23 protein-coding genes and 2 tRNA genes are annotated in these 23957 nt (G+C 68.6%); 10 read left to right on the forward strand and 15 right to left on the reverse strand.

The window, feature by feature from the left end:
* Window positions 1–4 precede the first annotated feature (4 nt).
* Window positions 5–2275 carry an ATP-dependent DNA helicase RecG gene (recG, locus tag ACWEQQ_RS09635; protein WP_452347914.1) on the reverse strand — a complete coding sequence of 757 codons (2271 nt, stop codon included), beginning with the start codon at window positions 2273–2275 and terminating at the stop codon, window positions 5–7.
* Window positions 2276–4018 (reverse strand): DAK2 domain-containing protein, encoded by a 1743-nt coding sequence (locus ACWEQQ_RS09640; protein ID WP_452347915.1) that lies wholly within the window; start codon window positions 4016–4018, stop codon window positions 2276–2278. It abuts the gene before it with no gap.
* Between the two features lie 301 nt (window positions 4019–4319).
* Here ACWEQQ_RS09640 and rpmB point away from each other — a divergent pair, with 301 nt between their 5' ends.
* Both rpmB and ACWEQQ_RS09650 read left to right on the forward strand, forming a co-directional pair.
* Entirely contained in the window at window positions 4320–4511 is a 192-nt protein-coding gene (rpmB, locus tag ACWEQQ_RS09645; RefSeq protein ID WP_011210730.1) for a 50S ribosomal protein L28, read from the forward strand.
* Window positions 4512–4584: 73 nt separating this feature from the next.
* On the forward strand, window positions 4585–5121 hold the full coding sequence (locus tag ACWEQQ_RS09650; protein WP_452347916.1) for an N-acetyltransferase family protein: 537 nt from the start codon (window positions 4585–4587) through the stop codon (window positions 5119–5121).
* Here the strand turns inward: ACWEQQ_RS09650 and ACWEQQ_RS09655 are convergent.
* The 3 genes from ACWEQQ_RS09655 to ACWEQQ_RS09665 are packed head-to-tail and all read right to left on the reverse strand — an operon-like array spanning window position 5105 to window position 7059.
* Window positions 5105–5365, reverse strand: a complete 261-nt coding sequence (locus ACWEQQ_RS09655; RefSeq protein WP_452344015.1) for a hypothetical protein — start codon at window positions 5363–5365, stop codon at window positions 5105–5107. The two genes, ACWEQQ_RS09650 and ACWEQQ_RS09655, sit on opposite strands and share 17 nt — an antisense overlap.
* 33 nt (window positions 5366–5398) lie before the next feature.
* Window positions 5399–6076 carry a uracil-DNA glycosylase gene (locus ACWEQQ_RS09660; RefSeq protein WP_452347917.1) on the reverse strand — a complete coding sequence of 226 codons (678 nt, stop codon included), beginning with the start codon at window positions 6074–6076 and terminating at the stop codon, window positions 5399–5401.
* Between the two features lie 47 nt (window positions 6077–6123).
* Complete coding sequence (locus ACWEQQ_RS09665) at window positions 6124–7059, reverse strand: thiamine-phosphate kinase (protein WP_452347918.1); 936 nt, start codon at window positions 7057–7059, stop codon at window positions 6124–6126.
* 171 nt (window positions 7060–7230) lie between these two features.
* Here ACWEQQ_RS09665 and ACWEQQ_RS09670 point away from each other — a divergent pair, with 171 nt between their 5' ends.
* Complete coding sequence (locus ACWEQQ_RS09670) at window positions 7231–8025, forward strand: DUF3515 domain-containing protein (protein WP_452347919.1); 795 nt, start codon at window positions 7231–7233, stop codon at window positions 8023–8025.
* 46 nt (window positions 8026–8071) lie between these two features.
* On the opposite strand, the gene ACWEQQ_RS09675 is transcribed toward ACWEQQ_RS09670, so the two are convergent.
* From ACWEQQ_RS09675 to ACWEQQ_RS09685, 3 genes are all read right to left on the reverse strand, one after another.
* Window positions 8072–8371 (reverse strand): DUF6191 domain-containing protein, encoded by a 300-nt coding sequence (locus tag ACWEQQ_RS09675; protein WP_354837870.1) that lies wholly within the window; start codon window positions 8369–8371, stop codon window positions 8072–8074.
* Window positions 8372–8478: 107 nt separating this feature from the next.
* Entirely contained in the window at window positions 8479–9576 is a 1098-nt protein-coding gene (locus tag ACWEQQ_RS09680) for a D-alanine--D-alanine ligase family protein (protein ID WP_452347920.1), read from the reverse strand.
* Window positions 9577–9640: 64 nt separating this feature from the next.
* On the reverse strand, window positions 9641–10618 hold the full coding sequence (locus ACWEQQ_RS09685) for an NAD(P)H-dependent glycerol-3-phosphate dehydrogenase (protein WP_452344055.1): 978 nt from the start codon (window positions 10616–10618) through the stop codon (window positions 9641–9643).
* Here ACWEQQ_RS09685 and ACWEQQ_RS09690 point away from each other — a divergent pair.
* From ACWEQQ_RS09690 to ACWEQQ_RS09705, 4 genes are all read left to right on the forward strand, one after another.
* Window positions 10512–10775 (forward strand): hypothetical protein, encoded by a 264-nt coding sequence (locus ACWEQQ_RS09690; protein WP_452347958.1) that lies wholly within the window; start codon window positions 10512–10514, stop codon window positions 10773–10775. The genes ACWEQQ_RS09685 and ACWEQQ_RS09690 overlap by 107 nt on opposite strands.
* Window positions 10772–11473: a 2-phospho-L-lactate guanylyltransferase gene (gene cofC / locus ACWEQQ_RS09695; RefSeq protein ID WP_452347921.1), complete on the forward strand. Its 702-nt coding sequence runs from the start codon at window positions 10772–10774 to the stop codon at window positions 11471–11473. Before ACWEQQ_RS09690 ends, cofC begins: the two co-directional genes overlap by 4 nt.
* A 62-nt stretch (window positions 11474–11535) precedes the next feature.
* Complete coding sequence (locus ACWEQQ_RS09700; protein ID WP_452347922.1) at window positions 11536–13740, forward strand: RNA degradosome polyphosphate kinase; 2205 nt, start codon at window positions 11536–11538, stop codon at window positions 13738–13740.
* The gene (locus ACWEQQ_RS09705; RefSeq protein ID WP_452344009.1) at window positions 13737–14696 is read left to right on the forward strand and encodes an NUDIX hydrolase; all 960 of its coding nucleotides are present in this window, start codon (window positions 13737–13739) and stop codon (window positions 14694–14696) included. The genes ACWEQQ_RS09700 and ACWEQQ_RS09705 overlap by 4 nt, the downstream gene beginning before the upstream one ends.
* 288 nt (window positions 14697–14984) lie before the next feature.
* Here ACWEQQ_RS09705 and ACWEQQ_RS09710 read toward each other — a convergent pair whose 3' ends face one another.
* The 3 genes from ACWEQQ_RS09710 to leuC form a co-directional block, all read right to left on the reverse strand.
* A complete protein-coding gene (locus ACWEQQ_RS09710; RefSeq protein WP_379402801.1) occupies window positions 14985–15620 on the reverse strand; it encodes an HU family DNA-binding protein in 636 nt (211 codons plus the stop codon).
* A 156-nt stretch (window positions 15621–15776) separates the two neighbouring features.
* Window positions 15777–16385 (reverse strand): 3-isopropylmalate dehydratase small subunit, encoded by a 609-nt coding sequence (gene leuD / locus ACWEQQ_RS09715; RefSeq protein WP_354837884.1) that lies wholly within the window; start codon window positions 16383–16385, stop codon window positions 15777–15779.
* 58 nt (window positions 16386–16443) lie between these two features.
* Window positions 16444–17868: a 3-isopropylmalate dehydratase large subunit gene (gene leuC / locus ACWEQQ_RS09720; RefSeq protein ID WP_452344007.1), complete on the reverse strand. Its 1425-nt coding sequence runs from the start codon at window positions 17866–17868 to the stop codon at window positions 16444–16446.
* Window positions 17869–17983: 115 nt separating this feature from the next.
* Between leuC and ACWEQQ_RS09725 the strand changes: the two genes are divergently transcribed.
* Both ACWEQQ_RS09725 and ACWEQQ_RS09730 read left to right on the forward strand, forming a co-directional pair.
* Entirely contained in the window at window positions 17984–18685 is a 702-nt protein-coding gene (locus ACWEQQ_RS09725) for an IclR family transcriptional regulator (RefSeq protein ID WP_364613585.1), read from the forward strand.
* Between the two features lie 254 nt (window positions 18686–18939).
* Window positions 18940–19440 carry a pyridoxamine 5'-phosphate oxidase family protein gene (locus ACWEQQ_RS09730; RefSeq protein WP_379402804.1) on the forward strand — a complete coding sequence of 167 codons (501 nt, stop codon included), beginning with the start codon at window positions 18940–18942 and terminating at the stop codon, window positions 19438–19440.
* 98 nt (window positions 19441–19538) lie between these two features.
* Here the strand turns inward: ACWEQQ_RS09730 and ACWEQQ_RS09735 are convergent.
* From ACWEQQ_RS09735 to ACWEQQ_RS09750, 4 genes are all read right to left on the reverse strand, one after another.
* Window positions 19539–19611: transfer RNA gene (locus ACWEQQ_RS09735), tRNA-Glu, on the reverse strand.
* Between the two features lie 69 nt (window positions 19612–19680).
* Window positions 19681–19752: transfer RNA gene (locus tag ACWEQQ_RS09740), tRNA-Gln, on the reverse strand.
* A gap of 177 nt (window positions 19753–19929) precedes the next feature.
* Window positions 19930–21396: a glutamate--tRNA ligase gene (gltX, locus tag ACWEQQ_RS09745; RefSeq protein WP_452347923.1), complete on the reverse strand. Its 1467-nt coding sequence runs from the start codon at window positions 21394–21396 to the stop codon at window positions 19930–19932.
* Window positions 21397–21409: 13 nt separating this feature from the next.
* On the reverse strand, window positions 21410–22183 hold the full coding sequence (locus ACWEQQ_RS09750; protein WP_452344005.1) for a fumarylacetoacetate hydrolase family protein: 774 nt from the start codon (window positions 22181–22183) through the stop codon (window positions 21410–21412).
* A 326-nt stretch (window positions 22184–22509) separates the two neighbouring features.
* Here ACWEQQ_RS09750 and ACWEQQ_RS09755 point away from each other — a divergent pair, with 326 nt between their 5' ends.
* A complete protein-coding gene (locus ACWEQQ_RS09755; RefSeq protein WP_452347924.1) occupies window positions 22510–23688 on the forward strand; it encodes an MFS transporter in 1179 nt (392 codons plus the stop codon).
* The last annotated feature ends 269 nt before the right edge of the window (window positions 23689–23957 follow it).

Here is a 23957-nt window from a genome sequence, read left to right on the forward strand (position 1 = left end):
GCCGTCAGGACTTGGCTAGATACTCCAGGCGTTCGCCGTCCACGGCCGCGCGCATCATGCTCGCCAGGCCGGGATGGTTCCGCAGGCCCGGATCGGACTCGACGATCTCGCGCGCCAGCTGCTGTGCGGCCGTGATGACTTCGAGGTCGTCGAGCAGCGACAGCAGGCGCAGGCTACGGGCCGTGCCCGACTGCGCCGAGCCCAGCACATCGCCCTCGCGGCGCTGCCGCAGATCCAGCACCGCCAGTTCGAAGCCGTCGGTGGTGCCCGCGACCGCCTCCAACCGGGCCATGGCCGTGCCCATCGGATTGGTCTCGGTGATGAGCAGGCACAGGCCCGCATGCTTGCCCCGGCCGACGCGGCCGCGCAGCTGATGCAGCTGGCTCACGCCGAAACGATCCGCGTCCACGATCACCATGACCGTGGCATTCGGGACGTCGACACCGACCTCGACCACCGTGGTGCACACCAGCACATCGATCTCGGCGTCATTGAAGGCCCGCATGACGCGATCCTTCTCATCGGCCGGCAGCCGACCGTGCAACAGGCCCACCCGCAGGTCCTTGAAGGCCCCGGAGCCGAGCATCTCGTACATGTCGACCGCCGAGTGGGTGGTGGGCCCCTCCTTCTCCTCCTCGGCTTTCGACTTGCGGCCCTTGCCCTTTCCGTTCTCCTCCTCGTCGCCGATGCGCGAGCACACCACATAGGCCTGACGCCCCTGCGCCACCTCCTCGCCGATGCGCTCCCACGCCCGATCCACCCACGCCGGTTTCATCTTGGCGGGAACGACTTTCGAGGTGATCGGGGAGCGGCCGCGCGGAAGCTGGGTCAGCACCGAGGTTTCCAGATCGCCCAGCGTGGTCATGGCGATGGTGCGCGGAATCGGGGTGGCCGTCATGACCAGCAGGTGCGGGCTGGCGGCGTCCTTGGCCTTGGCGCGCAGGGCATCCCGCTGCTCCACGCCGAAGCGATGCTGCTCGTCGACCACCACCATGCCCAGATCGAAGAACTCCACATTGTCCTGGATCAGGGCGTGCGTGCCGATCACCAGGCCCGCCTCGCCGGTGACCGCGTCCAGCAGGGCCGCCTTCTTCTGGCCCGCCGACATCGAGCCGGTCACCAGCACCACCTTGGTGGCCTGGTCGGCCGCGCCCAGCTCCCCCGCGTTGCCGAGATCGCCGAGCATCTTCGTCAAGGACCGATAGTGTTGCGCCGCAAGAACTTCCGTCGGCGCGAGCAGCGCGCACTGCTGGCCGTTGTCCACCACCTGCAGCATGGCGTGCAGGGCCACGATGGTCTTGCCCGAACCCACCTCGCCCTGGAGCAGCCGGTGCATGGGATGGCTGCGCGACAGGTCGGCGGAGATCTCGTCGATGACCGTGCGCTGCCCCTCGGTCAGCTCGAACGGCAGCCGCTTGTCGAAGGCGGCCGCGATGCCGTCGGTGCGCGGCGGGCACGACTTGGCCGCCCGGCCCTCCACCTGATGGCGGCGCTCGGCCAGCACCAGCTGCAGGGCCATCGCCTCGTCGAAACGCAAACGGCCGCGGGCGGCTTCGATATCGGCCTTGTGCTCGGGTAGGTGGATCAGGCGCAGCGCGTCGGAGACCGGCAACAGCGCGTGCTCGGTCCGCAACGCTTCCGGCAGCGGATCGTCGATGGGGTCGAGCTGGTCGAGCACCTGGCGGATGCAGCGCAGCAGATCCCAGCTCTGCACCTTGGCGGTCGACGGGTACACCGGGATGAATTCGCGCTCGAAGAACGAGACATCCACTCCCCCCGCACCTTTCGCACTCTGCGCCAGGCCGCGCAAAGCACCGCCGCCGCGCACGGTGGTGAGGCTCTCGATCGACCCGTCACCCTTTTCCGGCAGGATCAGATAGTCCGGGTGCGAGAGGTTCCAGCGGTCGGGCCGCCACCAGTGCACGGTGCCCGACATCATCGCCCGCACACCCTCTTTCACCAGATAACGCACCTTGTCGCCATTGAAGAAGGTGATCTCCACCGGGCGCGGGCCGCCGGTGTCCAGAGTCACCTTGAGCAGGCTGCCACGCCGATTCTTCATGGGCCGCAGCTCGGTCTTGGTGACCCGGCCCATCACCGTGATGTGCTGGCCCTCCTCGGGCGCCTCCTCGGTGAGCGGCTGCCCCTGGGTGGCGTAGCGCAGCGGATAGTGCCGCAGCAGGTCCTCCACCGTCTGCATGTCGAAGTGCTCCTGCAGCCCCTCGGCCGCCTTGACCCCGAGCACGTGGTCGAGCCGATCCGCCAGTGTCGCCATCTATTCCACCCCGATCTGCACCAGGTCACCGGCCTGCCCGCCCGGGTACACCACCACTTCCACACCCGGGAAACCCGCGGCCACATGCCCGGCCAGATCAGCGGAAAGCCATTCCGGCGCATCGCATCCGGTGAGCATGGTCACCAATTCCCCGCCCAGCCCGAGCATCCGGTCCAGCAGCGTGCGCCCCGCCGCCCGCACATCCGGATCGATCACCACCACATCGTGGCCCACCAGGCCGAGCCCGTCCCCCGCCTCGCACATCCCCACCATGGTCAGCGCCCGCTCCGGCGCCATTCGCAAAGCCCCCCACCGTGTCCCGGCCGCCGCCTCCGACATGGCGAAGGCGTCGTCCGCCGCGGCCCGCCCCGTATCGTGCATGGCCAGCGCCGCCAGCCCCTGCACCATCGACCCGCACGGCAGCATCAGCACCTCCCGCTGCCCGTCCCGCGCCGCCACGCTCACCGCCACCAGCTCGTGCGCGGGCAGCGCCCCGTTCGGCAGCACCAGTACCTCCCGCTGCCGGACCGCGCGAATCGCTTCGAGGAGCACATCCGCCGTCACATCGCCCTCCAGCACCACGGCACCCGCGTCCTCGAACAGCCGCACCGCGCCCGCCCCGGCCGCCACCGCCAGAATCGCCCGATCCGTCCCGCCGGAGAGATGGGTGGACACCGTCAGCGTCTCGATACGAATCCCGCTCAGCGCCCCCGTCTCGAGCCCGGCCTCGACCGCCGCCCCCGCATCGGCGCAGTGCACGTGCGCCGACCAGGTCTGCGACCCGTCACCCACGACGACCACCGAATCCCCCAGCGCGCCGAGCCGATCCCGCAGGGCGGCGATCCGCTCCTCGTCGGTCCCGCGCACCAGGAACATGACCTCGTAGTGCGGCGCGGCCACCGCCGCCCGGCCGAACGAGCCGGTCACAACCGAATTCGCCACCGCGACAACCGGATTCGACACTGCTCCCGCAGCTGTCCCCGGCCCTGCGCCCGGAGCTTCCGTGTCGAGCTCGCCCGTGGCGCTCACCCCGTGTTGTTCCGGTGCGCCGCGCCGGTAAGCCGGTCGCGTCGGCGCACTCCCACCGGCCGCCGCCACCAATTCGTCGAGCAGTACCAGCAATCCGCGCGCCCCGGCGTCCACCACCCCGGCCTCGCGCAGCACCCCCAGTTGGGTGGGCGTCTCCCCCAACGCCTTGGCCGCTCCATCGGCCGCTGCCAGCGCCACCGCGACCAGATCCCGCTCCGAACAGTCGGCGGCCCGCTCGGCAGCCCGCTCCAGCACCGTGAGCATGGTCCCCTCGACCGGCGAACTCAGCGCCTCCCGTACCAGCCGCGCGGCCTGCCGTAACGCCACCCGCAGCGCCTGCTCCGTCAGCGGCCCCGCGGCCACCGCGTCCGCTATCCCGCGTAGCACCTGGGACAGGATGATCCCCGAGTTGCCCCGCGCTCCGATGGTCGCCGCTCTGGCCATGGCCGTGGCAACCGCCCGAGCGGACAGCTCCGGCTCGTTCGTGCGCACCTCTGGCTCGTTCGTGCGCACTGCCTCGGCACCGCTGACGGCTGCCCGCATGGTGCTGAGCAGATTGGTGCCGGTGTCGGAGTCGGCGACGGGGAAGACATTGAGAGCGTTGATCTCGTCCCGGTGGCGTTCCAGGGCGCTCAGGGCGAGCCGGCCCCACCTCAGCAGGGCGGTTCCATCCAGGCCCTCGTGACCGTCGAACGCGTCCGCTACCCCGGGCACCGTCACCGTCCTCTCGCGTCGTGGAATCCCGGCCGCCAGCCTAGTCGGGGCAACCGACACCACGCCGCCACCTGGCATTCGTCCGCCGCATACGGAACCGTGCCCGGGGGGCTGATTGGACACGCCCGGGCGGGGTTGGCTACTCTTGTGCGGTTGCCTCACGCAGGCACGGTCCTGCTCTCTCAGGTATCGGCCCGCGTTCACCAGCGATTTGCTGGTAGGTACGTCCAAGACATTAGGCTTTCGGACACGCTGTACACCGTGCAGCGCGTCCCACTATGACATGAAGGAGCTCGCGACTATGGCTGCCGTCTGTGACGTCTGCGCCAAGGGCCCCGGCTTCGGTAAGTCGGTTTCGCACTCGCACCGGCGCACCAACCGTCGCTGGAACCCGAACATCCAGACCGTGCGCGCCCAGGTTGCCCCTGGCAACACCCGCCGCATGAACGTCTGCACCTCCTGCCTGAAGGCGGGCAAGGTCGTTCGCGGCTGAATCAGCTTTTCCACAGAAGCCCCGGCACCCAGAATTGGGTGATCCGGGGCTTTTGTCTGCAGTGGGAGGATGCATGAGCGAATGGCGGGTGGTCCCGCTCGGGGCCGAGCACGCCCACAGCCTCGGCGCCTGCCACGTCGCCTGCTGGCGTGAGGCATATCAGGGCCTGATCCCCCAGCACGTGCTGGACGCCTTCGATGTGGATCAGCGCGCCGCCGCCTGGGACCGGGTTCGGGTGAAGCATCCGGGGCAGGTGTGGGTCGCCGTCGTCGACGACATCGTCGTCGGATTCGCGGCCGCCGGCCCCGCGGCCGAGGAGAACTCACCCACGCCACGGGAACTCAATGCCATGTACGTGCGTGCCGCCTACTACGGCACCGGCCTCGCCGACGAGCTGATGCGCACGGTGCTGCCGGGCGACGCCGACACCTCACTCTGGGTGTTCGAAGAGAACCCCCGCGCGCAGGCCTTCTACAAAAAGTACGGCTTCGAACTCGACGGGGAACGCCGAGTCGAAGCCTTCAGTCCCGCAATGCAGGTACGGATGGTGCGCCGGGCGCCGCGCGACGAGGACCGGCGCCCGACGCCCGGGATCACGCCGCGCCGTTGATGCAGTCCACCTGCTGGCTGATCGACTGCAGCACGCATGCCAGGCGCGAGGTCACGTTCGACGACAGGCCGCTCACGCTGTTGGTGTCGAGCAGGCTGCCGACCGGGGTGACGGTGGTGGTCGTCGCGTCGGGGACGTACGGGTCCAGCGTCAACGGCTCGGCGTTCGCGGCGGCCGGGGCCGCGGCCAGCGCGGCACCCGCGGCCAGCGCGACGAAAACACCACGGGCAGTCTTCTTCTGCATACACATGCTCCTGAATCAGGTAACGGATCAGCGCTACGGCAGACGCCAGTCCACCGGCGCGGCCCCTAGGGTACCCAGCAATTCGTTGGTTCGGGAGAAAGGCCGAGAACCGAAGAATCCTCGCGAAGCCGACAGCGGTGAGGGGTGGGCGGATTCGATGTACGGAGCGCTGCCCAGCATGGGCTTCAATGTCGAGGCGTCGCGGCCCCACAGAATCGCCACCAGCGGCTGGTCCCGGGCCACCAGCGCGCGAATTGCCTGCTCGGTCACCGCTTCCCAGCCCTTGCCGCGATGCGAGGCCGGCTGGCCCGGCTGCACGGTCAGCACTCGGTTCAGCATCAGCACCCCCTGATCGCACCACGGCGACAGATCACCGTTGGACGGCGTCGGGAAGCCGAGATCCTTGGAGTATTCCGAGTAGATGTTCGACAGGCTGCGCGGAATGGGCGAAACATCCGGGGCCACCGAGAAACTCAGCCCCACCGGATGCCCCGGCGTCGGATACGGATCCTGGCCGACGATGAGGACCCGCACCTTGTCGAACGGTCGCTGGAAGGCCCGCAGCACGTTCTCCCCCTTCGGGAGATAGCCACGCCCCTCGGCATTTTCGGTTCGCAGGAATTCACCCATCGCGGCAATGCGGTCGGTCACCGGCTCGAGGGCCTCGGCCCAGCCCGTATCGATGACTTCCGACAGTGGTTTCGCACCCATGTCGGGAAAACTTATCGTGTCGAGTTTCATCGCGGTACCGGACCCGGCTATGCGAAGGATTCCCAACCGGCCGGTCCGGACCGGAGGGTGCCGTCGACGGTGACGCCCGCGCCGGCGCGGACCTGTCCGATGCGCACCCAGCCCTCCGGTACATCGCCCGAATCGGCGAAAGTCGCTGCGAATGCGTGGTCTTCGCCGCCCGTCAGAATCCAGTCGAGGGGGTTGACGCCCAGCGCCTTCCCCACCGCCGCCAGTCCAGGATCGGTCAGCGTCGCCGCCGCCAGATCGATGGCCACGCCGGAGGATTCGGCGATATGCCCGAGATCGGCGAGCAGCCCGTCCGACACATCGGTCAGCGCGGTGATCTCCGCAGTGTCCGGTAGCTCCAGCACCGCCTCGTACGGCGGCCGCGGAACCCGGTGCGCGGCAACCACGTCCGCGAACTCGGCGACGTCGGCCCCGGCCGTCAGCACCGCCAGCCCCGCGGCCGACCAGCCCAGCCGCCCGGCCACCGCCGCCACATCGCCCGGCCGCGCCCCCGACAGCTTGATGGGCGCGCGGCGCGGATCGCCGAACGCCGTCACCGAAATGATCAGCAGCGGGCTGCGCACCATGTCGCCGCCCGCGATGGAGGCCCCGGCCCGCCCCGCCTCGGCCCACAGGCCGTCCGCCAGCGCGCGCACGAATTCGACCGGGGTGTCCGACGGGCAGCCCAGGCCCACCACGAAGGCGCTGGGCACGGCGCCCATGGCAACCACGTCCGCGGCGTTCTGGGCAATGGCCTTGCGGCCGATATCGTGCGCGCTCGACCAGTCGGTGCGGAAGTGCCGGTCCTGCACCAGCATGTCGGTGGTCACCACGAACCGGCCCTCGGGCGCGGCGATCACCGCCGCGTCGTCGCCCGGACCGAGCAGCACCCCCGGCGTCTGCGTCCGCCCCTGGTTGACCAGCGCGATGAGCCCGAATTCCCCGAGCTCGCCCACGGTGCGGGCGGCCGGAACGGACCGCGGCCTGCTGCTGGCGGTGATGGCGGTCTCCTTCGGGACGAGTGTGATGCGGACGCCTGACCGCTCGACGGTACCCTCGAACCCGCAATCGACGACCAGCAGCCGGGACGCGTGCCCGGCACGCCACGATCGGGGACCGACGACCGGATGAGCAACGACACCCGCGGCACCGAACCGGACACCACGCCGGAGCGCACCGACGCGACCGAAGCCGACGCGGCCAAGGCCGCCGACGCCACGGCGGCGGAGACCGCAGACGCCGCGAAGTCGGAGGACTCGGACGCCGCCCAGTCGAAGGACTCGGACGCCGCCCAGTCGAAGGATTCCGACGCCGTTGAAGCGGCTGCCGCGAGCCAGGACTCGGACGAGGACTATGAGGTCCGCCGCTCGCCGGCTCTCATCGCCACCGCCGTCGCCCTCCCGGTCGCGCTGGTCGTCGGACTGCTCGTCATGGGTGTGCTGGCCAATCGTCATCACAGCCGCGAGCCGCTGGTCCTGGGCGCCGTGCCCGCGCCCACCGCGTCCGGGCCGGAGTGCACCGCCCTGATGCCCGCGCTGCCCGACAAGATCGGCGATTACACCACCTCCGAGCTGGTGCAGCCCGCGCCGCCCGCCACGCACGCCTGGCAGCTGCCGGACGGCGGCGACCCCATCGTGGTGCGTTGCGGCCTGGATCGGCCGCTGGAATTCGTCAAGTCCTCGAGCATGAATCAGATCCAGACCAGCAAAGCGGTCAATGGGGACTCGGGCGTCAACTGGTTCGAGGTGCGTGACCAGACCAGCGGTGTCAGCTCCGGCACCTACTGGGCGGTGGACCGTGGCATCTATATCGCGCTGACCATGCCCGACAATGCCGGACCCGCTCCGCTGCAGGACATTTCGGCGGCCATCCAGCAGACGATCCCGCAGAAGCCGATCGACCCGAACCCGATCCCGAACTGACGGCGGCCGGTCCGGCAGATATATCTGCCGGTGCTCGCTCTATCCGTCAGAGCTTGCGGAGCGTGGCCTTCCCAGCCGTGAGGTCGATCTCCACGCCCTCGTCCCCGTCGCCCGGGTTCTCCCGGTGCATCAGCACCGACTGCCGCTGCTCCATCTCGTGCCGCTTGGCCGAGTTGAATGCCGCGTCGAACTGCTCCAGGCCGATGGCCGCCGCGCTGCGGTCGCCATCCTCGGCCCGCATCCACGGCAGCGCGGTGCGCCCCGTCACCCTGCGGTAGGCCACATCGGCGAAGGCCACCGCGATGATCAGCAGGGCCAGGCCGGGAATCGTCAGAGCCACGATCACCTGATCGAGGCTACGCCCGGCCCGAGGCGGACGCCGTCGCCCGCAGGTCGCATCCGAACGGCCGGTCCCTCATCCGAATTGATGAACCGGGCCCCCGGAGACGGCGGTCAGCGCAGGCCGGTGCCGCGCGCGCGAGCCGTCTCGATGAGGGTGCTCACCAGCGTCCGGTTGTCGATGCCGGTGGCCTCCCACATGCGCGGATACATGGAGATGGCGGTGAACCCGGGCATGGTGTTGATCTCGTTGATGACCGGACCGTCGGCGGTCACGAAGAAGTCGACGCGGGCCAGGCCCTGGCAGTCCAGCGCCCGGAAGGCCTGCACCGCCAGCTCCCGGATCTGCTGGGACACATCGTCGTTCAGCTTGGCGGGGACGTCGAACTCGCAGACGTCGTCGAGGTACTTGGTGTCGAAATCGTAGAAGGCGGGCGCCTCGGCGTCGTCCTCGGGCATCCGGATCTCGGCCACCACACTGGCTTCCACCCGGCCGTCCGGGAATTCCAGTACGCCGCACTCGACTTCGCGGCCGACGATGCCGGCCTCCACGATCACCTTCGGGTCGTGGCGGCGCGCGGCTTCGATGGCGGCGTCGAGCTCGTCCCAGCTGTCCACCTTGGTGATGCCGATGGACGACCCGCCGCGGGCGGGCTTCACGAAGACCGGCAGCGCCAGGCGGGCCCGGTCCGCGTCGGCGACCGTCGCCACGCCGGGCCGCAGCACCACCTGCACACCGATCGGAAGACCTTCGGCCGCAAGGAGTTTCTTGGTGAACTCCTTGTCCATCCCGGCCGCGCTGGCCAGCACGCCCGGACCCACGTAGGGCAGCTCGGCCAGCTCCAGCAGACCCTGCAGGGTGCCGTCCTCTCCGAAGGCGCCGTGCAGCACCGGGAACACCACGTCCACCGCGCCCAGCACGGTGTCGGCGCCGTCCAGCGGCACCAGTGCGCCGCCGCGCGAGGGATCGGCGGTCAGCGCCAGCGCGGTGCCCTGTTCGTCGACCGCGGGTAGCGCCCGATCCTGCGCGGACAGCGCCCGCGGATCCGCGTCGCCGAGCACCCAGGTGCCGTCGCGCGTGATGCCGATCGGAACCGCCTCGTACCGTTCCGGATCGAGGCTCGCCAGCACGGTGCGTGCCGAGACACACGACACCCCGTGCTCGTTGCTGCGGCCGCCGAACACCACCGCCACCCTGGTCCTGTTGGTCATGCCCCGAACCGTACCCGGTCGAATATGGCGGCAGTGTTACACGGTCGTCCCGACCAGGGACGGGTCATTCCGATTTCAGGCGGCGACCCTGCAGCTGCCCGACCGCCTCGGCCGCCGACAGCCCCTCGTGGCACACCTGGTGCACGGCATTGGTGAGCGGCATCTCCACCCCGTGCGCCGCGGCCAGCGCCCGCACCGATGTGCAGGACTTCACACCCTCCACGACCTGGCCATGAGTGGCATCCAGCGCGGTCTCCATGGTGCCGCCCGCACCCAGCGCGTGCCCGAAGGAGCGATTGCGCGACAGCGGCGAGGTGCAGGTGGCCACCAGATCGCCGACGCCCGCCAGCCCCGCGAAGGTGACCGGCTCCGCGCCCACGGCCACCCCGAGCCGGATGATCTCGGCCAGCCCGCGGGTGATGAGGGTGGCGATCGAGTTGTCACCCAACCCCATCCCCGAGGCGATGCCGCAGGCCAGCGCGATCACGTTCTTGCAGGCGCCGCCGATCTCGCAGCCGATCACATCGGAATTGGTGTACGGCCGGAAATAGCCGGTGGCACAGGCGTGCTGGACCGCCTCGGCCCGCGCCACGTCCGAGCAGGCCACCACGGTCGCGGCGGGCTGGCCGGCCGCGATCTCGTGCGACAGGTTCGGGCCCGACAGCACCGCGATCCGGCTCGGATCCGCGCCGCTGACCTCCGCGACGACCTGGCTCATGCGCAGCAGGGTGCCGGTCTCGATGCCCTTGGCCAGGCTCAGCAGCGTGGCATCGGCCGGGATGAGGTCCTTCCAGGCCGCGAGATTGGTCCGCAGCGACTGCGAGGGCACCGCCAGCACCACGATGTCGGCACCGTCCAGCGCGACTGCGGGATCATCGGTCGCGGCCAGGGGCGGCAACGCCACATCGGGCAGATACCAGGGATTGCGATGCTCGGTGGCAAGCACTTTGGCCACCTCCGGCCGTCGAGCCCACATGGTGGTCTCGGTTCCCGCCTCCGCCAACACCTTCGCGAACGCGGTCCCCCACGACCCCGCGCCCAACACCGCTGCCCTTGCCATCTGCTCAATATATGCGTGTGTGATCGGGGCCATGCCGTTGTGGCATCTCCTGGAATTCGACGCCGCTCACACGGCCGTCATCTTGGAGTGGGAGGATTCGGGCATGCGCGCGGCCGGAGCGGAGCGGAGGGCACAGTGAACACAGCCGTGCACGCGGTCATCGCGGTCAAGAGTCTCGGACTCGCCAAGAGTCGGCTGTCCGACGGGTTGCCCGCGCATCAGCGGCCACGCCTGGTGCTGGCCATGCTGTCGGACACGGTGACCGCCGCGGCCGCCGCCCGCGGGGTGGCCTCGGTGACGGTGGTGACCCCGGATCCGGTAGTCGCCGATCTGGTGCGCGACCTGGGTGCGACGGTCCATCCCGAACCCGCCGCGATCCCGCCCCACACCAGCGGACTGAACGCCGCCCTGGCCGCGGGCGCGGCCGCGGTGCGAAAGGCCCACGGCCCGGTCGATCTGCTTGCCCTGCAAGCGGATCTGCCCGCGCTGCGCCCGGCCGAACTCTGCGACATGCTGGCGAGCACCGGGCATCAGCGCTCGGTGGTCGCCGATCACGAGGGCAGCGGCACCGTCGCCCTGCTGGTGCGCGGCGGATCCGCCGCGCTGAACCCGCTTTTCGGTCCGGACTCCGCCCGCCGTCACGTCGCCGGCGGCGCGGTGGAGTTGCTGGGCAATTGGCCCGGGCTGCGGCAGGACGTCGACACCGCCGCGGATCTCGAGCGCGCCGCCGCGCTCGGGGTCGGAACGGCCACCGGCGCGCTGCTGCGTGAAATCGGCGTGTCGCAGCCGTGTCGAGGAATCGAAGATATGCACCGAGCCGGGTCCTCACTGTGCTGACGCGGCGTGATCTGCGCTGCAATGGACGGTGTCAGTTCGGCACCCCACCCGCGACATAAGGAATGATCGTGAGAGTGAGCGATACGGATACCGTCAAGCAATCGCCGCTACTACCGGCGGCGCCGCCCGCGGCAACCCCATTGCCCACCGCCATAGTGCCGCTCCCGGCGGACCGCTACGTCAATCGGGAACTCAGCTGGCTCGATTTCAACGCCCGCGTCCTCGCCCTCGCCGAGGACCATTCCCAGCCGCTGCTCGAGCGCGCCAAATTCCTCGCCATTTTCGCCTCGAATCTGGACGAGTTCTACATGGTCCGGGTGGCCGGTCTGAAGCGCCGCGCGGAAACCGGACTGTCGGTGCGGTCCGCCGACGGCCTGTCCCCCACCGAGCAGCTCGAGATGATCGCCGTCCGCACCCAGGAGATCGGCGAGCGCCACGCCCGCGTCTTCCTGGACCAGGTGCTGCCCGCACTGACCGCCGAGGGCATCGCCATCATCCGCTGGGCCGATCTGGAGGACACCGAGCGGCAGCGCCTGTCCGGATATTTCCAGGATCAGGTCTTCCCCGTGCTGACCCCGCTGGCGGTCGACCCGGCCCACCCGTTCCCCTACATCAGTGGCCTGAGCCTGAATCTCGCCGTGACGGTGAAGGATTCGATCACCGGCGGTGAGCACTTCGCCCGGGTCAAGGTGCCCGACAATGTGGATCGCTTCGTCCGGGTCCGCCGGGTCGCGGTCGGCAATAACTCCCCGGGCCGCGATTCCGCTGCGGCACAAGGCTCTTCCATGGCCGCCTTCCTCCCCATGGAGGAGCTGATCGCCGCGCACCTGGATCAGCTTTTCCCGGGAATGGAAGTGGTGGAACAGCATTCGTTCCGGATCACCCGCAATGCCGACCTGGAGGTCGAGGAGGACCGCGACGAGGACCTGCTGCAGGCCCTGGAGCGCGAACTCGCCCGCCGCCGCTTCGGATCCCCGGTGCGGCTGGAAGTCTCCGACGACATGACCGAGCACATGCTCGATCTGCTGCTGCGCGAACTCGACGTGGACCCGGCCGACGTCATCCAGGTGCCCGGCCTGCTCGACCTGTCCTGCCTGTGGCAGGTCTACGGCGTGGACCGCCCCAACCTCAAGGACGCCCCCTACGTCCCGGCCACCCCGCCCGCATTCGGCGAACGCGAAACGCCCCGAAACGTTTTCGCCGCCCTGCGGGAGAGCGACGTGCTGGTGCACCACCCCTACGACTCCTTCTCCACCAGCGTGCAGCGGTTCATCGAGCAGGCCGCCGCCGACCCGCAGGTGCTGGCCATCAAGCAGACCCTGTACCGCACCTCGGGTGACTCCCCCATCGTCAACGCGCTCATCGACGCCGCCGAGGCGGGCAAGCAGGTGGTCGCGCTGGTCGAGATCAAGGCCCGCTTCGACGAGCAGGCCAATATCAAATGGGCGCGGGCGCTGGAGCAGGCCGGCGTGCACGTGGTCTACGGCCTGGTCGGGCTCAAGACCCACTGCAAGACCTGCCTGGTGGTGCGGCGCGAGGGTGCCACCATCCGTCGCTACTGCCACATCGGCACCGGTAATTACAATCCCAAGACCGCACGCCTGTACGAGGACGTCGGATTGCTCACGGCCGCACCGGAGATCGGCGCGGACCTCACCGACCTGTTCAACTCGCTGACCGGGTACTCGCGAAAGGCGAACTACCGCAACCTGCTGGTCGCCCCGACCGGCGTGCGCGCGGGCATCATCGAACGCATCGAGCGTGAGGTCGAGCTGGCCGCGCAAGGCGAACCGGCGCGAATCCGGCTGAAGGCCAACGCCATCGTCGACGAGCAGATCATCGACGCCCTCTACCGCGCCTCCCAGGCCGGGGTGCCGGTGGACATCGTGGTGCGCGGCATCTGCGGGCTGCGGCCCGGGGTCGCGGGTATGAGCGAGAACATCCGGGTGCGCTCGATTCTCGGCCGCTTCCTGGAACATTCGCGTGTTCTGCACTTCCAGGCGCAGGACGAGTACTGGATCGGCAGCGCCGACATGATGCACCGCAATCTGGACCGCCGCGTGGAAGTGCTGGCGCAGGTGAAGGATCCGAAGCTGACCGAGCAGCTGGGCCAGGTGTTCGACTCCGCGCTGCACCCGGCCACCCGCTGCTGGGTGCTGCAGGAAGACGGCAGCTGGACCGCCCAGCCCGGCCCCGACGTCCCGGGCGATCAGATCCGCGATCACCAGGAGCACCTGATGCGGCTGCGACGTCCGGTGCACCAGTGAGCCCGGCCCACTTCGATCCTGCCGCCGATTTCGCCGATCCCCGCGTCGCCGCCAATATTCTGGCGGCGGGCGCGGTGCTGTGGCGTCCGGCGGCGGATGGCGCGCTCGAGATCGCCCTGGTGCACCGGCCCAAATACGACGACTGGTCGCTGCCCAAGGGGAAGTTGGATCCCGGTGAGACGCCGGTGGTCACGGCCGTGCGCGAGGTGGCCGAGGAAACGGGCCTGAATTCGCGCCTGGGCCGCTATCTGGGCCACGTGACGTATCCGGTGACCGGGCATCGCAAGCTCAAGCGAGTGGACTACTGGGCCGCCCGGGTCCTGGACGGGGAGTTCGAATCCAATCTGGAGGTCGACGCCCTGGACTGGCGCCGTCTCGACACCGTGATGGACGCCCTGTCCTATCCCATGGACCGCAGCATCGTCCGGAACTTCCTGCGCCAGCCCGCCGAAACCGCCACCCTGCTGCTGGTGCGGCACGCGAAGGCCGGTCGCAGCGACCGTTTCGCCGGTGACGACGATCTGCGCCCGCTCGAAAAGGCCGGTCGCGCACAGGCTCGCGCCCTGGAGCCGAACCTGCTCGCGTTCGGCGCGGCCGAAATCCTCTCCGCCCCACCGGACCGCTGTGTCCAAACTGTGACCCCGCTGGCGGAAAAGCTGGGCGTGGACGTGGAACTCGAACCGCTGTTCTCCGAATCCGGTTATGCGGCAGCACCCGATGCCGCCCGCAAACGCGCCCGCGACCTGGTCTCCGCCGACACCGTGCGGGTGATCTGCAGTCAGGGCAAGGTGATTCCGGATCTGCTGGAGTGGTGGGCCGCCGACGACGGCATCAGCCTGCCACCGGCCCGCAACCGCAAGGGCAGCGTCTGGGTGCTGTCCTTCCACGACGGCCGTCTGATCGCGGCCGACCATCTCGACCGCGCTCTCACTCCGGCCGATCTCCCCCGGGGCTGACGGCTTTCCGGCCCGTCGGCGGGCGTTTTTCCCCGCCGGCCGACGGCCCGGCCCCGGCGAGAATCCTTGGAACGCCGACGTACCGGCCCCTGTCCGGCCGAATCCATCCGGCGCACTGCCGATTTCCGCCGGGCGTACCGCCGATTCCAGCCGGGCAGACTGCCGATTCCAGCCCCCATCGAACCCCCATCCCAGCCCCCACATACATGCGAGACGGCCCGGCGATGCCGGGCCGTCTCGCGTGTTGTCCTGCTCGAAAACCCCCGTCAGCGACGGGTTGTGGCCTCGCTACCGGCGAGCGGTGCGCTTGGCCGCGGTCTTCTTGGCGGGAGCCTTCTTGGCCGTCTTCTTGGCGGTGGCCTTCGAAGCGGTGGCCTTGGTGGCCTTCTTGGCGACCGTGGTCTTCTTGGCAGCAGTGGCCTTGGCCGGGGTCTTCTTCGCGACCGTCTTCTTCGCCACCGTCTTCTTGGCCGTGGCCTTCTTGGCGGGCGCCTTCGAGGCGGCCTTCTTGGCCGTGGTCTTCGCCGGCGCCTTGGTGGCGGCCTTCTTGGCCGTCTTCTTGGCGGTGGTCTTCTTGGCGGTGGTCTTACCCGAAACCGGGGCGGCCACACCGCGCTTCACGGCCGGGCCGCTCGAAGCGATCTTCTGCTTGCCGGCAATGATCGCCTTGAACTGAGCGCCGGGACGGAACGCCGGCACCGAAGTCGGCTTCACCTTGACGGTTTCGCCGGTGCGCGGGTTACGAGCGACCCGGGCGGCCCGCTTACGCTGTTCGAAGACACCGAATCCGGTGATGGTGACGCTCTGACCTTTGTTCACAGCACGCACGATCGTGTCGACCATCTGCTCGACTGCAGCAGTAGCGGTGCGCCTGTCAGTACCCAACTTCTCGGTCAGAACATCGATCAGTTCCGCCTTGTTCATTGAATCCTCCGCAGACTAATGGCCCGTCGTCGGACCGACTAGGTACCACGGTAAACCCTTTCCGGGCAAGAGTCTATGTGCCACGCGGAAATACATGACGCATGGCACACGCTCAGCTACCTGGTTTGAGGGGGTTCAGCTAACGCCCATCAATGATTACGTCTGCGAAATACGGGCCGGAATGGTGGCGGGTTTCCAAGTCGGCCTTGCGTTTTCGAACCGGTCGATCTCATCACTGTGCCGCAGAGTGAGCCCGATGTCGTCCAGCCCTTCCAGCAGGCGCCACCGGGTGTAGTCGTCAATATCGAACGGCAACACGACCGTTCCGGCCGACACGGTTCGCGCCTCGAGGTCCACCGCCAATTCCAAACCCGGCTGTTCCTCGAGCAACTTCCAGAGCAATTCCACATCGCTCTGCGCCATCCGGGCCGTCAGAAGCCCGTCCTTGCCCGCGTTCCCGCGGAAGATGTCGGCGAAGCGAGACGAGATCACCACCCGGAACCCGTAGTCCTTCAAGGCCCAAACAGCGTGCTCACGTGACGATCCGGTACCAAAATCCGGACCAGCGACCAGCACACTACCCCGGTTGAAGGGCTCAGTGTTCAGAATGAAGTTCGGATCCGTCCGCCACGCCGCGAACAGGCCGTCCTCGAAACCCGTTCGGGTAACGCGCTTCAGATACACCGCCGGAATGATCTGGTCGGTGTCGACATTGGATCGGCGCAACGGAACGCCGATCCCCTTGTGGACCTTGAAGGCTTCCATCGGTGATTCTCCTGAGTCTGTGGGGGGCAGCGGAATCTGGGCCGCTACCGGAATGTGATCAGTTCAGATCCGCAGGTGAGGACAGGGTTCCGCGCACCGCGGTGGCCGCGGCGACCAGCGGCGAGACCAGGTGCGTGCGACCGCCCTTGCCCTGTCGCCCTTCGAAGTTCCGGTTCGAGGTGGCGGCGCAGCGCTGACCGGGGGAAAGCTGATCCGGGTTCATGCCCAGGCACATCGAGCAACCGGGCTGGCGCCATTCCGCGCCCGCGGCGGTGAAAATCTCGCCCAGACCCTCTTTTTCCGCCTGCAGCCGCACCCGCATCGAGCCCGGCACGATCAGCATGCGTACACCGTCCGCGACCTTTCGGCCCGTCAGAATGTCTGCGACCGCACGCAAATCCTCGATCCGGCCATTGGTGCACGAACCCACGAAAACCGTGTCCACGGTGACATCCCGCAGCGGAGTACCCGGCCGCAGGTCCATGTACTGCAGCGCCTTCTCGGCGGCCGCGCGCTCGTTCTCGTCGACGATCTGCTCCGGATCCGGCACCGAGTCGCCCAGCGGCGCACCCTGTCCCGGGTTGGTGCCCCAGGTGACGAAGGGGGTCAGCGCGGAGGCGTCGATGTGGACCTCCGCGTCGAAAACCGCGCCCTCATCGGTCTTCAGGGCGTCCCAGGCGGCCACGGCGGCCTCCCAGTCCGCGCCCTCGGGCGCGTGCGGGCGGCCCTTCAGGAACTCGTAGGTGACCTCGTCGGGCGCGACCATGCCCGCGCGGGCGCCGGCCTCGATCGACATGTTGCACATGGTCATCCGGGCCTCCATGGACATGCCGCGCACCGCCTCGCCGCGGTACTCCAGCACGTAGCCCTGGCCGCCACCGGTGCCGATCTGCGCGATGACCGCCAGGATCACGTCCTTGGAGGTGACGCCCGCGGGCAGCTGCCCGTCGATATTGATGGCCATGGTCTTGAACGGGCGCAGCGACAAAGTCTGCGTCGCCAGCACGTGTTCCACTTCCGAGGTGCCGATGCCCATCGCCAGCGCGCCGAACGCACCGTGGGTGGAGGTGTGCGAATCACCGCACACCACCGTGGTTCCCGGCTGGGTCAGGCCCAGCTGCGGGCCCACCACGTGGACGATGCCCTGATCGAGATCGCCCATCGAGTGCAGGCGCACACCGAATTCCTCGCAGTTCTTGCGCAGCGTCTCGACCTGCAGGCGCGACACCGGATCCGCGATCGGCTTGTCGATGTCGATGGTCGGGACGTTGTGGTCCTCGGTGGCGATGGTGAGATCCGGGCGGCGCACCGGGCGACCCGCGGCGCGCAGTCCGTCGAATGCCTGCGGGCTGGTGACCTCGTGCACCAGGTGCAGGTCGATGTAGATGAGGTCGGGTTCGCGATTCGCGCCCTCGCCCGCGCCGCGGACGACGACGTGCTGGTCCCAGACCTTCTCCGCCAGAGTGCGTGGCCGGTCGGCCATAACTGCTCACCTCTCGATTGACATACCCACGCCCGGTGGTGTGCGCGGTGGCTGGCGTCCGAGCTGGGAGCGGCTGGTTTGCATTTCCCAACATGCGAGACGCTAATATCGTTCTATGAGACAGCATAGCGGTATCGGGGTTCTGGACAAAGCGATGGCCGTCCTGCACGCCGTAGCCGAGCAACCCTGCGGCCTCAACGAGCTCTGTGCCCGCACCGGACTGCCCCGCGCCACCGCGCACCGCCTGGCCGTGGGCCTGGAAACCCACCGCATGCTGGCCCGTGACAGCCAGGGTCTGTGGCGGCCCGGCCCGGCCCTGTCGGAGCTGGCGACAACCGCCAGCGACCCGCTCCTCGACGCCGCCGCCACCATCCTGCCGCGCCTGCGCGAGATCACCGGCGAGAGCGTGCAGCTCTACCGGCGCGACGGCAATGCCCGCGTCTGCGTGGCCGCCATGGAACCCGCCGCGGGCCTGCGCGACACCGTGCCGATCGGGGCGCGCCTGCCGCTCACCGCGGGCTCGGCCGCCAAAGTGCTACTGGCCTGGGCCGATCCCGAGATGCAGCGCACGGTCCTGCCCGAGGCCGTCTTCGGCGAGCGGGCCCTGGCCGAGGTGCGCCGCCGCGGCTGGGCGCAGAGCGCGGCCGAGCGCGCGGCCGGCGTGGCCAGTGTGTCCGCGCCCGTGCGCGACGCCGCGGGCGGCGTGGTCGCGGCCGTCTCGGTATCCGGACCCATCGACCGCATGGGCCGCCGGCCGGGCGCCCGCTGGGCCGCCGATCTGGTGGCCGCCGCCGACGCCCTCCACAAGCGCCTCTGAGGGACTTTGCGGGCCCGGGGCAACCCTGGAGGTGGCCACTGCCGTCACGACAGCCCCACGGGTCGCTCAGCCACCTGCCCGCAGTTGCCCGACTTCCCGACCGCAGCCCGCGCCGGATTCCGGCGGGGGCTGCGCTGGTTTCCGGGTCACGGATGTGCCGTTTCCAGGGCCGGATCGGCTGCTCCGGCTGTGCGCCAGGTGGCAGGAAATGGCCACTGTGACTGCGCTCATACGCCGTAAATTACAGTCGGCCCATGGGAGTTAATCAACGCGCGCAGATCGTGATGTCCGACCAGGAGATCACCGAATTCATCGAGCGCAGCCGCATCGCCACCATGGCGACGCTGGGCGCCACGGGCGCACCGCATCTGGTCGCCATGTGGTACGCGGTGATCGACGGCGAGATCTGGTTCGAGACCAAGGCCAAGGCCCAGAAGACGGTGAATCTGCGCCGCGATCCGCGCATCACCGTGATGCTCGAGGCCGGCGACACCTACGACCAGCTGCGCGGCATTTCCATCGAGGGCCGCGCGGAGGTCGTCGACGACCCCGAGGCGCTGTTCAAGGTGGGAATCAGCGTCTGGGAGCGCTACACCGGGCCGTACAGCGACGAGGCCAAGCCGTTCGTGGAGGCCATGCTGAACAAGCGGGTGGCCGTGCGCGTGGTGCCCGAGCGCACCCGCAGCTGGGATCACCGCAAACTCGGCCTGCCCGCCATGCCGCTGGGCGGCAGCACCGCTGGTCAGCAACCATAGGTACGGCTGGTCGGCAGCCATGGAGGCCGCTGGCCGGCAACCGTGGTCATACAGAAAAGCGAAGGCCCCCAGCCGTTCGGCTGGGGGCCTTCGCTTTGTAGTCCCGACGGGATTTGAACCCGCGCTACCGCCTTGAGAGGGCGGCGTCCTAGGCCGCTAGACGACGGGACCAGGATGAGATTTCGGCGGATTTTGTGATCCGCCGAAGCTTCTCGAATTCGAGAGCCGGAGCTCTCGCAGCTGGGGTACCAGGACTCGAACCTAGAATGGCTGAACCAGAATCAGCTGTGTTGCCAATTACACCATACCCCATTGACCTGGGCTTTCGGGTTCCTCCCGGGGGAAGCTCCCGACCGCTTTCCGGCCGAGAAGAAGATTAGCAGCATCCCCCGGCAGATACACAAACCGGCTGGTCAGGGGCCGGTTTGTGCATCATTTCGGATTACCCGCGGGCCTTCGCGGAACCGATCTCGGGCGATCCCGGCGAGCTCAGGCGATCCCGGCGAGCGCGGACCGCATGCGGTCCATGGTGAGCTCGCGGCCCAGCAGTTCCAGCGACTCGAACAGCGGCGGGCTGATGTGGGATCCGGTCACGGCCACGCGCACGGGCGCGAAGGCCTTGTTCGGCTTGAGGCCCAGTTCGTCGATGAGAGCGGCTTTGAGCGCCTCTTCCAGGGGCGTGACGGTCCATTCCGAAACACCTTCGAGGGCTTTCACCGCCGCCTGCAGCACCGGAGCGGCATCGGGGCCCAGATTCTTTTTCTCCGCGGCGGGGTCGATGGCGAACTCTTCGGGCTTGATGAAGAGGAACTTCAGCAGATCCCAGGCTTCGCCGAGCACCTTGATCCGGGTCTGCACCAGATCGGCCGCAGTTTCGAACAGCTTCTCGTCGATCTCGGCACCGATATGGCCGTGTCCGGTAAGGAACTCGCGCAGCCGGTGAGCAAAATCACCGGGGGTCAGCCTCCGAATATGTTCGGCGTTCAGCGCATCGGCCTTCTTCTGGTCGAATCGAGCCGGATTCGAATTCACCTTCGAGATATCGAAGGCTGCCACCATCTCGGTCATCGAGAACAGGTCATGATCATCGGCGATGCTCCAGCCGAGCAGTGCCAGATAATTCAGCAAACCCTCGGGAATGAACCCGCGGTCGCGGTGATGGAAGAGATTCGACTCCGGATCACGCTTGGACAACTTCTTGTTGCCCTGGCCCATCACGAAGGGCAGGTGACCGAACTCCGGGGTGAACTCCGCGACGCCGATTCGTTTCAGCGACTCGTAGAGCGCGAGCTGCCGCGGAGTGGAGGACAGCAGATCCTCGCCGCGCAAAACGTGGGTGATCTTCATCATCGCGTCGTCGACCGGGTTGACCAGCGTATAGAGCGGATCGCCATTACCGCGGGTGAGCGCGAAGTCGGGGACCACGCCCGCACGGAAGGTGGTCTCGCCGCGCACCAGGTCGTGCCAGGTGAGGTCCTGGTCGGGCATGCGCAGCCGGACCACGGCCGGGCGGCCCTCGGCCTTGTAGGCGGCGATCTGCTCGGGGGTCAGGTCGCGGTCGAAGTTGTCGTAGCCGAGCTTGGGATCGCGGCCGGCCGCCTTGTGCCGGGCCTCGACTTCGTCAGGGGTGGCGAAGGATTCGTAGGCCTCCCCCGCTGCCAGCAGTCGCTGCACCACATCGAGATGAATGTCACGCCGCTGCGACTGCCGGTATGGGCCGTAGGGGCCGCCGACCTCGGGGCCCTCGTCCCAGGTGAGGCCGAGCCAGCGCAGGGCGTCGAGGATGGCGTTGTAGGACTCCTCGGAATCGCGTGCGGCGTCGGTGTCTTCGATGCGGAAGACGAAGGTGCCGCCGTGGTGGCGCGCGTAGGCCCAGTTGAACAGCGCGGTACGGACCAGACCCACATGCGGTGTGCCGGTGGGTGACGGGCAGAAACGAACCCGGACGTCAGTCATGGCTCTCTTTCGTTCAGCGTTTGGCGGCAACGGGATTGGACAGGGTGCCGATGCCGGAGACGGTCACCGACACGGTCTGGCCGGCCTGCAGCGGGCCGACGCCCTCCGGGGTGCCGGTGAGGATGACATCGCCCGGGAGCAAGGTCATTACGGCGGTGACCCACTCGATCAGCTTCGGAATATCGTGCAGCAGAAGTGAAGTGCGGCTGCGCTGCTTCACCTGGCCGTCGACCTCGGTGACGATCTCCAGATCCGAAGGGTCCAGCGCGGTCTCGATCCACGGGCCGAGCGGGCAGAAGGTGTCGTAGCCCTTGGCGCGGGTCCACTGGCCGTCGTGCCGCTGCTGGTCACGGGCGGTGACGTCATTGGCGACGGTGTAGCCCAGGATCACCTCGCCGGCGCGGGCGGCGGGCACGTCCTTGCAGGGGCGGCCGATGACGATCGCCAGTTCGCCCTCGTAGTCGACCTGAGAAGAGCTGGGCGGCAGGATGATCGGAGCGTTGGGGCTCTGGATCGAGGTGCTCGGCTTCATGAAGATGACCGGGTCGGCCGGGGCCGGGCCGCCCATCTCCTCGGCGTGCGCGGCGTAGTTCTTGCCGATGCAGATCACCTTGCTGGCGAGGATCGGGGCCAGCAGGCGCACGTCGGCCAGCGGCCAGCTGCGACCGGTGAAGGTCGGGGTGCCGAACGGGTGTTCGGCGATCTCCCGGACGACGGCGTCGGAACCGTCCCCTTCGATGCTGACGAAAGCGACTCCATCTGGGCTGGCAACTCGACCTAGGCGCATGGTTGGCATCCTATCGACCGGCCTCGACCTGCCCGAACGCGCCCAACCGCGGGGCGGGACCGGAGCCGGGGACGAGGGCGGGCCGGGCGGGGGCGGGGCCCGCCGGGAGGGGTGGCATCCCGGCCCGCATCGCCCGGATCCGAATGTGGAAAGCCCTTATACGCAAGCGAACTCGGGTCTCGCGGGTGGACTCACAAGATCAGTGGGCGAGTGTGAGCAAACTGACAGCTCGTCCCAGAAATCGTCTTGCGCATCACGTGTACGGTGAGATCCGATGTTCACAGAGTAGGACGTCTATTTCACATAATGAGACAGAGGTGAGGGCCATGGCCACCGTGACACAGATCGGCACGAAACGACGGTGGACCATGCTGGCGCTCGGCGTCTTCGCCCAGAGCTCCAGCGCCGCGCTGGTGCACGGCACCGCCTTCCTGCTGCCCGCACTGACCCAGCGCGGAATGCCGCTGGCCACCGCCGGCCTGCTGGTCGCCATGCCCACCGTCGGCCTGGTCTGCACGCTGATCGCGTGGGGCTGGATCGTCGATCATGTGGGCGAGCACAAGGCCCTGGTAGCCGGTCCCGCGCTGATGTTCGCGGCGGGCGCGGCGGCGGCGACGGTCTCGAACTATGTTGCGCTGGGCGCATTGCTGTTCCTGGCCGGGGCCGGAGCGGGCAGCACCAATGCCGCCAGCGGGCGGGTCATCGTGGGCTGGTTCCCGCCGGATCAGCGCGGGATGGCCATGGGCATCCGGCAGGCCGCCCAGCCGCTGGGCGTGGCCGTCGGCGCGATGACCATCCCGGCCGTCGCTGCGGCACACGGGTTCTCGATGGCCGTCCTGGTCCCCGCGGCCATGGCGGGCGCGGCCGCGGTCGGCTGCCTGTTCGGGATCGTGGATCCGCCGCGGCCCGAATCCGCCGGGGGCGCAGGGCGTCCCGCCAACCCGTACCGCGGCGACTCCACGCTGTGGCGCATTCACGGGGTGTCGATTCTGCTGGTGATCCCGCAGGCCACCATCTGGACCTTCGGCCTGCTGTGGCTGCACCGGGATGTCGGCATGTCGCTGCCGGCGGCGGGCGCGCTGGTCACGGCCACCCAAATCCTGGGCGCGGGAGGGCGAATCGGCGCGGGAATCTGGTCGGATCAGGTGGGCAGCCGGTTGCGGCCGCTGCACACGGTGGCGATCGCGGCCGTAATCTCCATGTCCGCCTTGGCCGTAGCGGCCTGGACGCACCAGTGGTGGGCGGCCGTCCCGATTCTGGTCGCGGCGTCGGTCATCACGGTGGCCGACAACGGCCTGGCCTTCACGGCTGTCGCCGAGATCGCCGGTCCCTATTGGTCGGGTCGCGGGCTGGGTATCCAGAACACGGGCCAGAACCTGGCGGCGGCCGTGATCGCCCCGGCCTTCGGCGCATTGATCACCGCGGCCGGTTTTTCGATCACCTACCTGCTGGCGGCGGTGGTGGCGCTGGCGGCAGTCCCGTTGGTGCCCAGGGGTTCCCGGTGACCGGCTGATCGTCGGCAAATCAGGAAGAGCTGTGCCCGTTAAGTTTTCGCATCCGAATAAAAATGTGCGATATGCCTCACTGGCCCAGGAGGTTTCAACGAAACCCCTCCCAGGATTACATTTCGGCGACGGAGAGGGAACGGACGAAGCGTGTGAAGTAGTCGGGTTTGGACGATTCGCCGGGTGGTACGGACCGGCGAATCACCTTGTCGGGCTCGATATCCGGCCGTGAACAAGGAAAAGCCCCCGTTCCCGCGGTCGCGGGAACG

Source organism: Nocardia sp. NPDC004123 (genome assembly GCF_053603795.1).

Excerpts from the sequence above, each read along its gene's own strand:
- recG (WP_452347914.1), bottom strand. The coding sequence starts at position 2,275 with ATGGCGACACTGGCGGATCGGCTCGACCACGTGCTCGGGGTCAAGGCG.
- rpmB (WP_011210730.1), top strand. The coding sequence starts at position 4,320 with ATGGCTGCCGTCTGTGACGTCTGCGCCAAGGGCCCCGGCTTCGGTAAG.
- ACWEQQ_RS09650 (WP_452347916.1), top strand. The coding sequence starts at position 4,585 with ATGAGCGAATGGCGGGTGGTCCCGCTCGGGGCCGAGCACGCCCACAGC.
- ACWEQQ_RS09655 (WP_452344015.1), bottom strand. The coding sequence starts at position 5,365 with ATGCAGAAGAAGACTGCCCGTGGTGTTTTCGTCGCGCTGGCCGCGGGT.
- ACWEQQ_RS09660 (WP_452347917.1), bottom strand. The coding sequence starts at position 6,076 with ATGGGTGCGAAACCACTGTCGGAAGTCATCGATACGGGCTGGGCCGAG.
- ACWEQQ_RS09670 (WP_452347919.1), top strand. The coding sequence starts at position 7,231 with ATGAGCAACGACACCCGCGGCACCGAACCGGACACCACGCCGGAGCGC.
- ACWEQQ_RS09680 (WP_452347920.1), bottom strand. The coding sequence starts at position 9,576 with ATGACCAACAGGACCAGGGTGGCGGTGGTGTTCGGCGGCCGCAGCAAC.
- ACWEQQ_RS09700 (WP_452347922.1), top strand. The coding sequence starts at position 11,536 with ATGATCGTGAGAGTGAGCGATACGGATACCGTCAAGCAATCGCCGCTA.
- ACWEQQ_RS09710 (WP_379402801.1), bottom strand. The coding sequence starts at position 15,620 with ATGAACAAGGCGGAACTGATCGATGTTCTGACCGAGAAGTTGGGTACT.
- leuD (WP_354837884.1), bottom strand. The coding sequence starts at position 16,385 with ATGGAAGCCTTCAAGGTCCACAAGGGGATCGGCGTTCCGTTGCGCCGA.
- leuC (WP_452344007.1), bottom strand. The coding sequence starts at position 17,868 with ATGGCCGACCGGCCACGCACTCTGGCGGAGAAGGTCTGGGACCAGCAC.
- ACWEQQ_RS09725 (WP_364613585.1), top strand. The coding sequence starts at position 17,984 with ATGAGACAGCATAGCGGTATCGGGGTTCTGGACAAAGCGATGGCCGTC.
- ACWEQQ_RS09730 (WP_379402804.1), top strand. The coding sequence starts at position 18,940 with ATGGGAGTTAATCAACGCGCGCAGATCGTGATGTCCGACCAGGAGATC.
- gltX (WP_452347923.1), bottom strand. The coding sequence starts at position 21,396 with ATGACTGACGTCCGGGTTCGTTTCTGCCCGTCACCCACCGGCACACCG.
- ACWEQQ_RS09750 (WP_452344005.1), bottom strand. The coding sequence starts at position 22,183 with ATGCGCCTAGGTCGAGTTGCCAGCCCAGATGGAGTCGCTTTCGTCAGC.
- ACWEQQ_RS09755 (WP_452347924.1), top strand. The coding sequence starts at position 22,510 with ATGGCCACCGTGACACAGATCGGCACGAAACGACGGTGGACCATGCTG.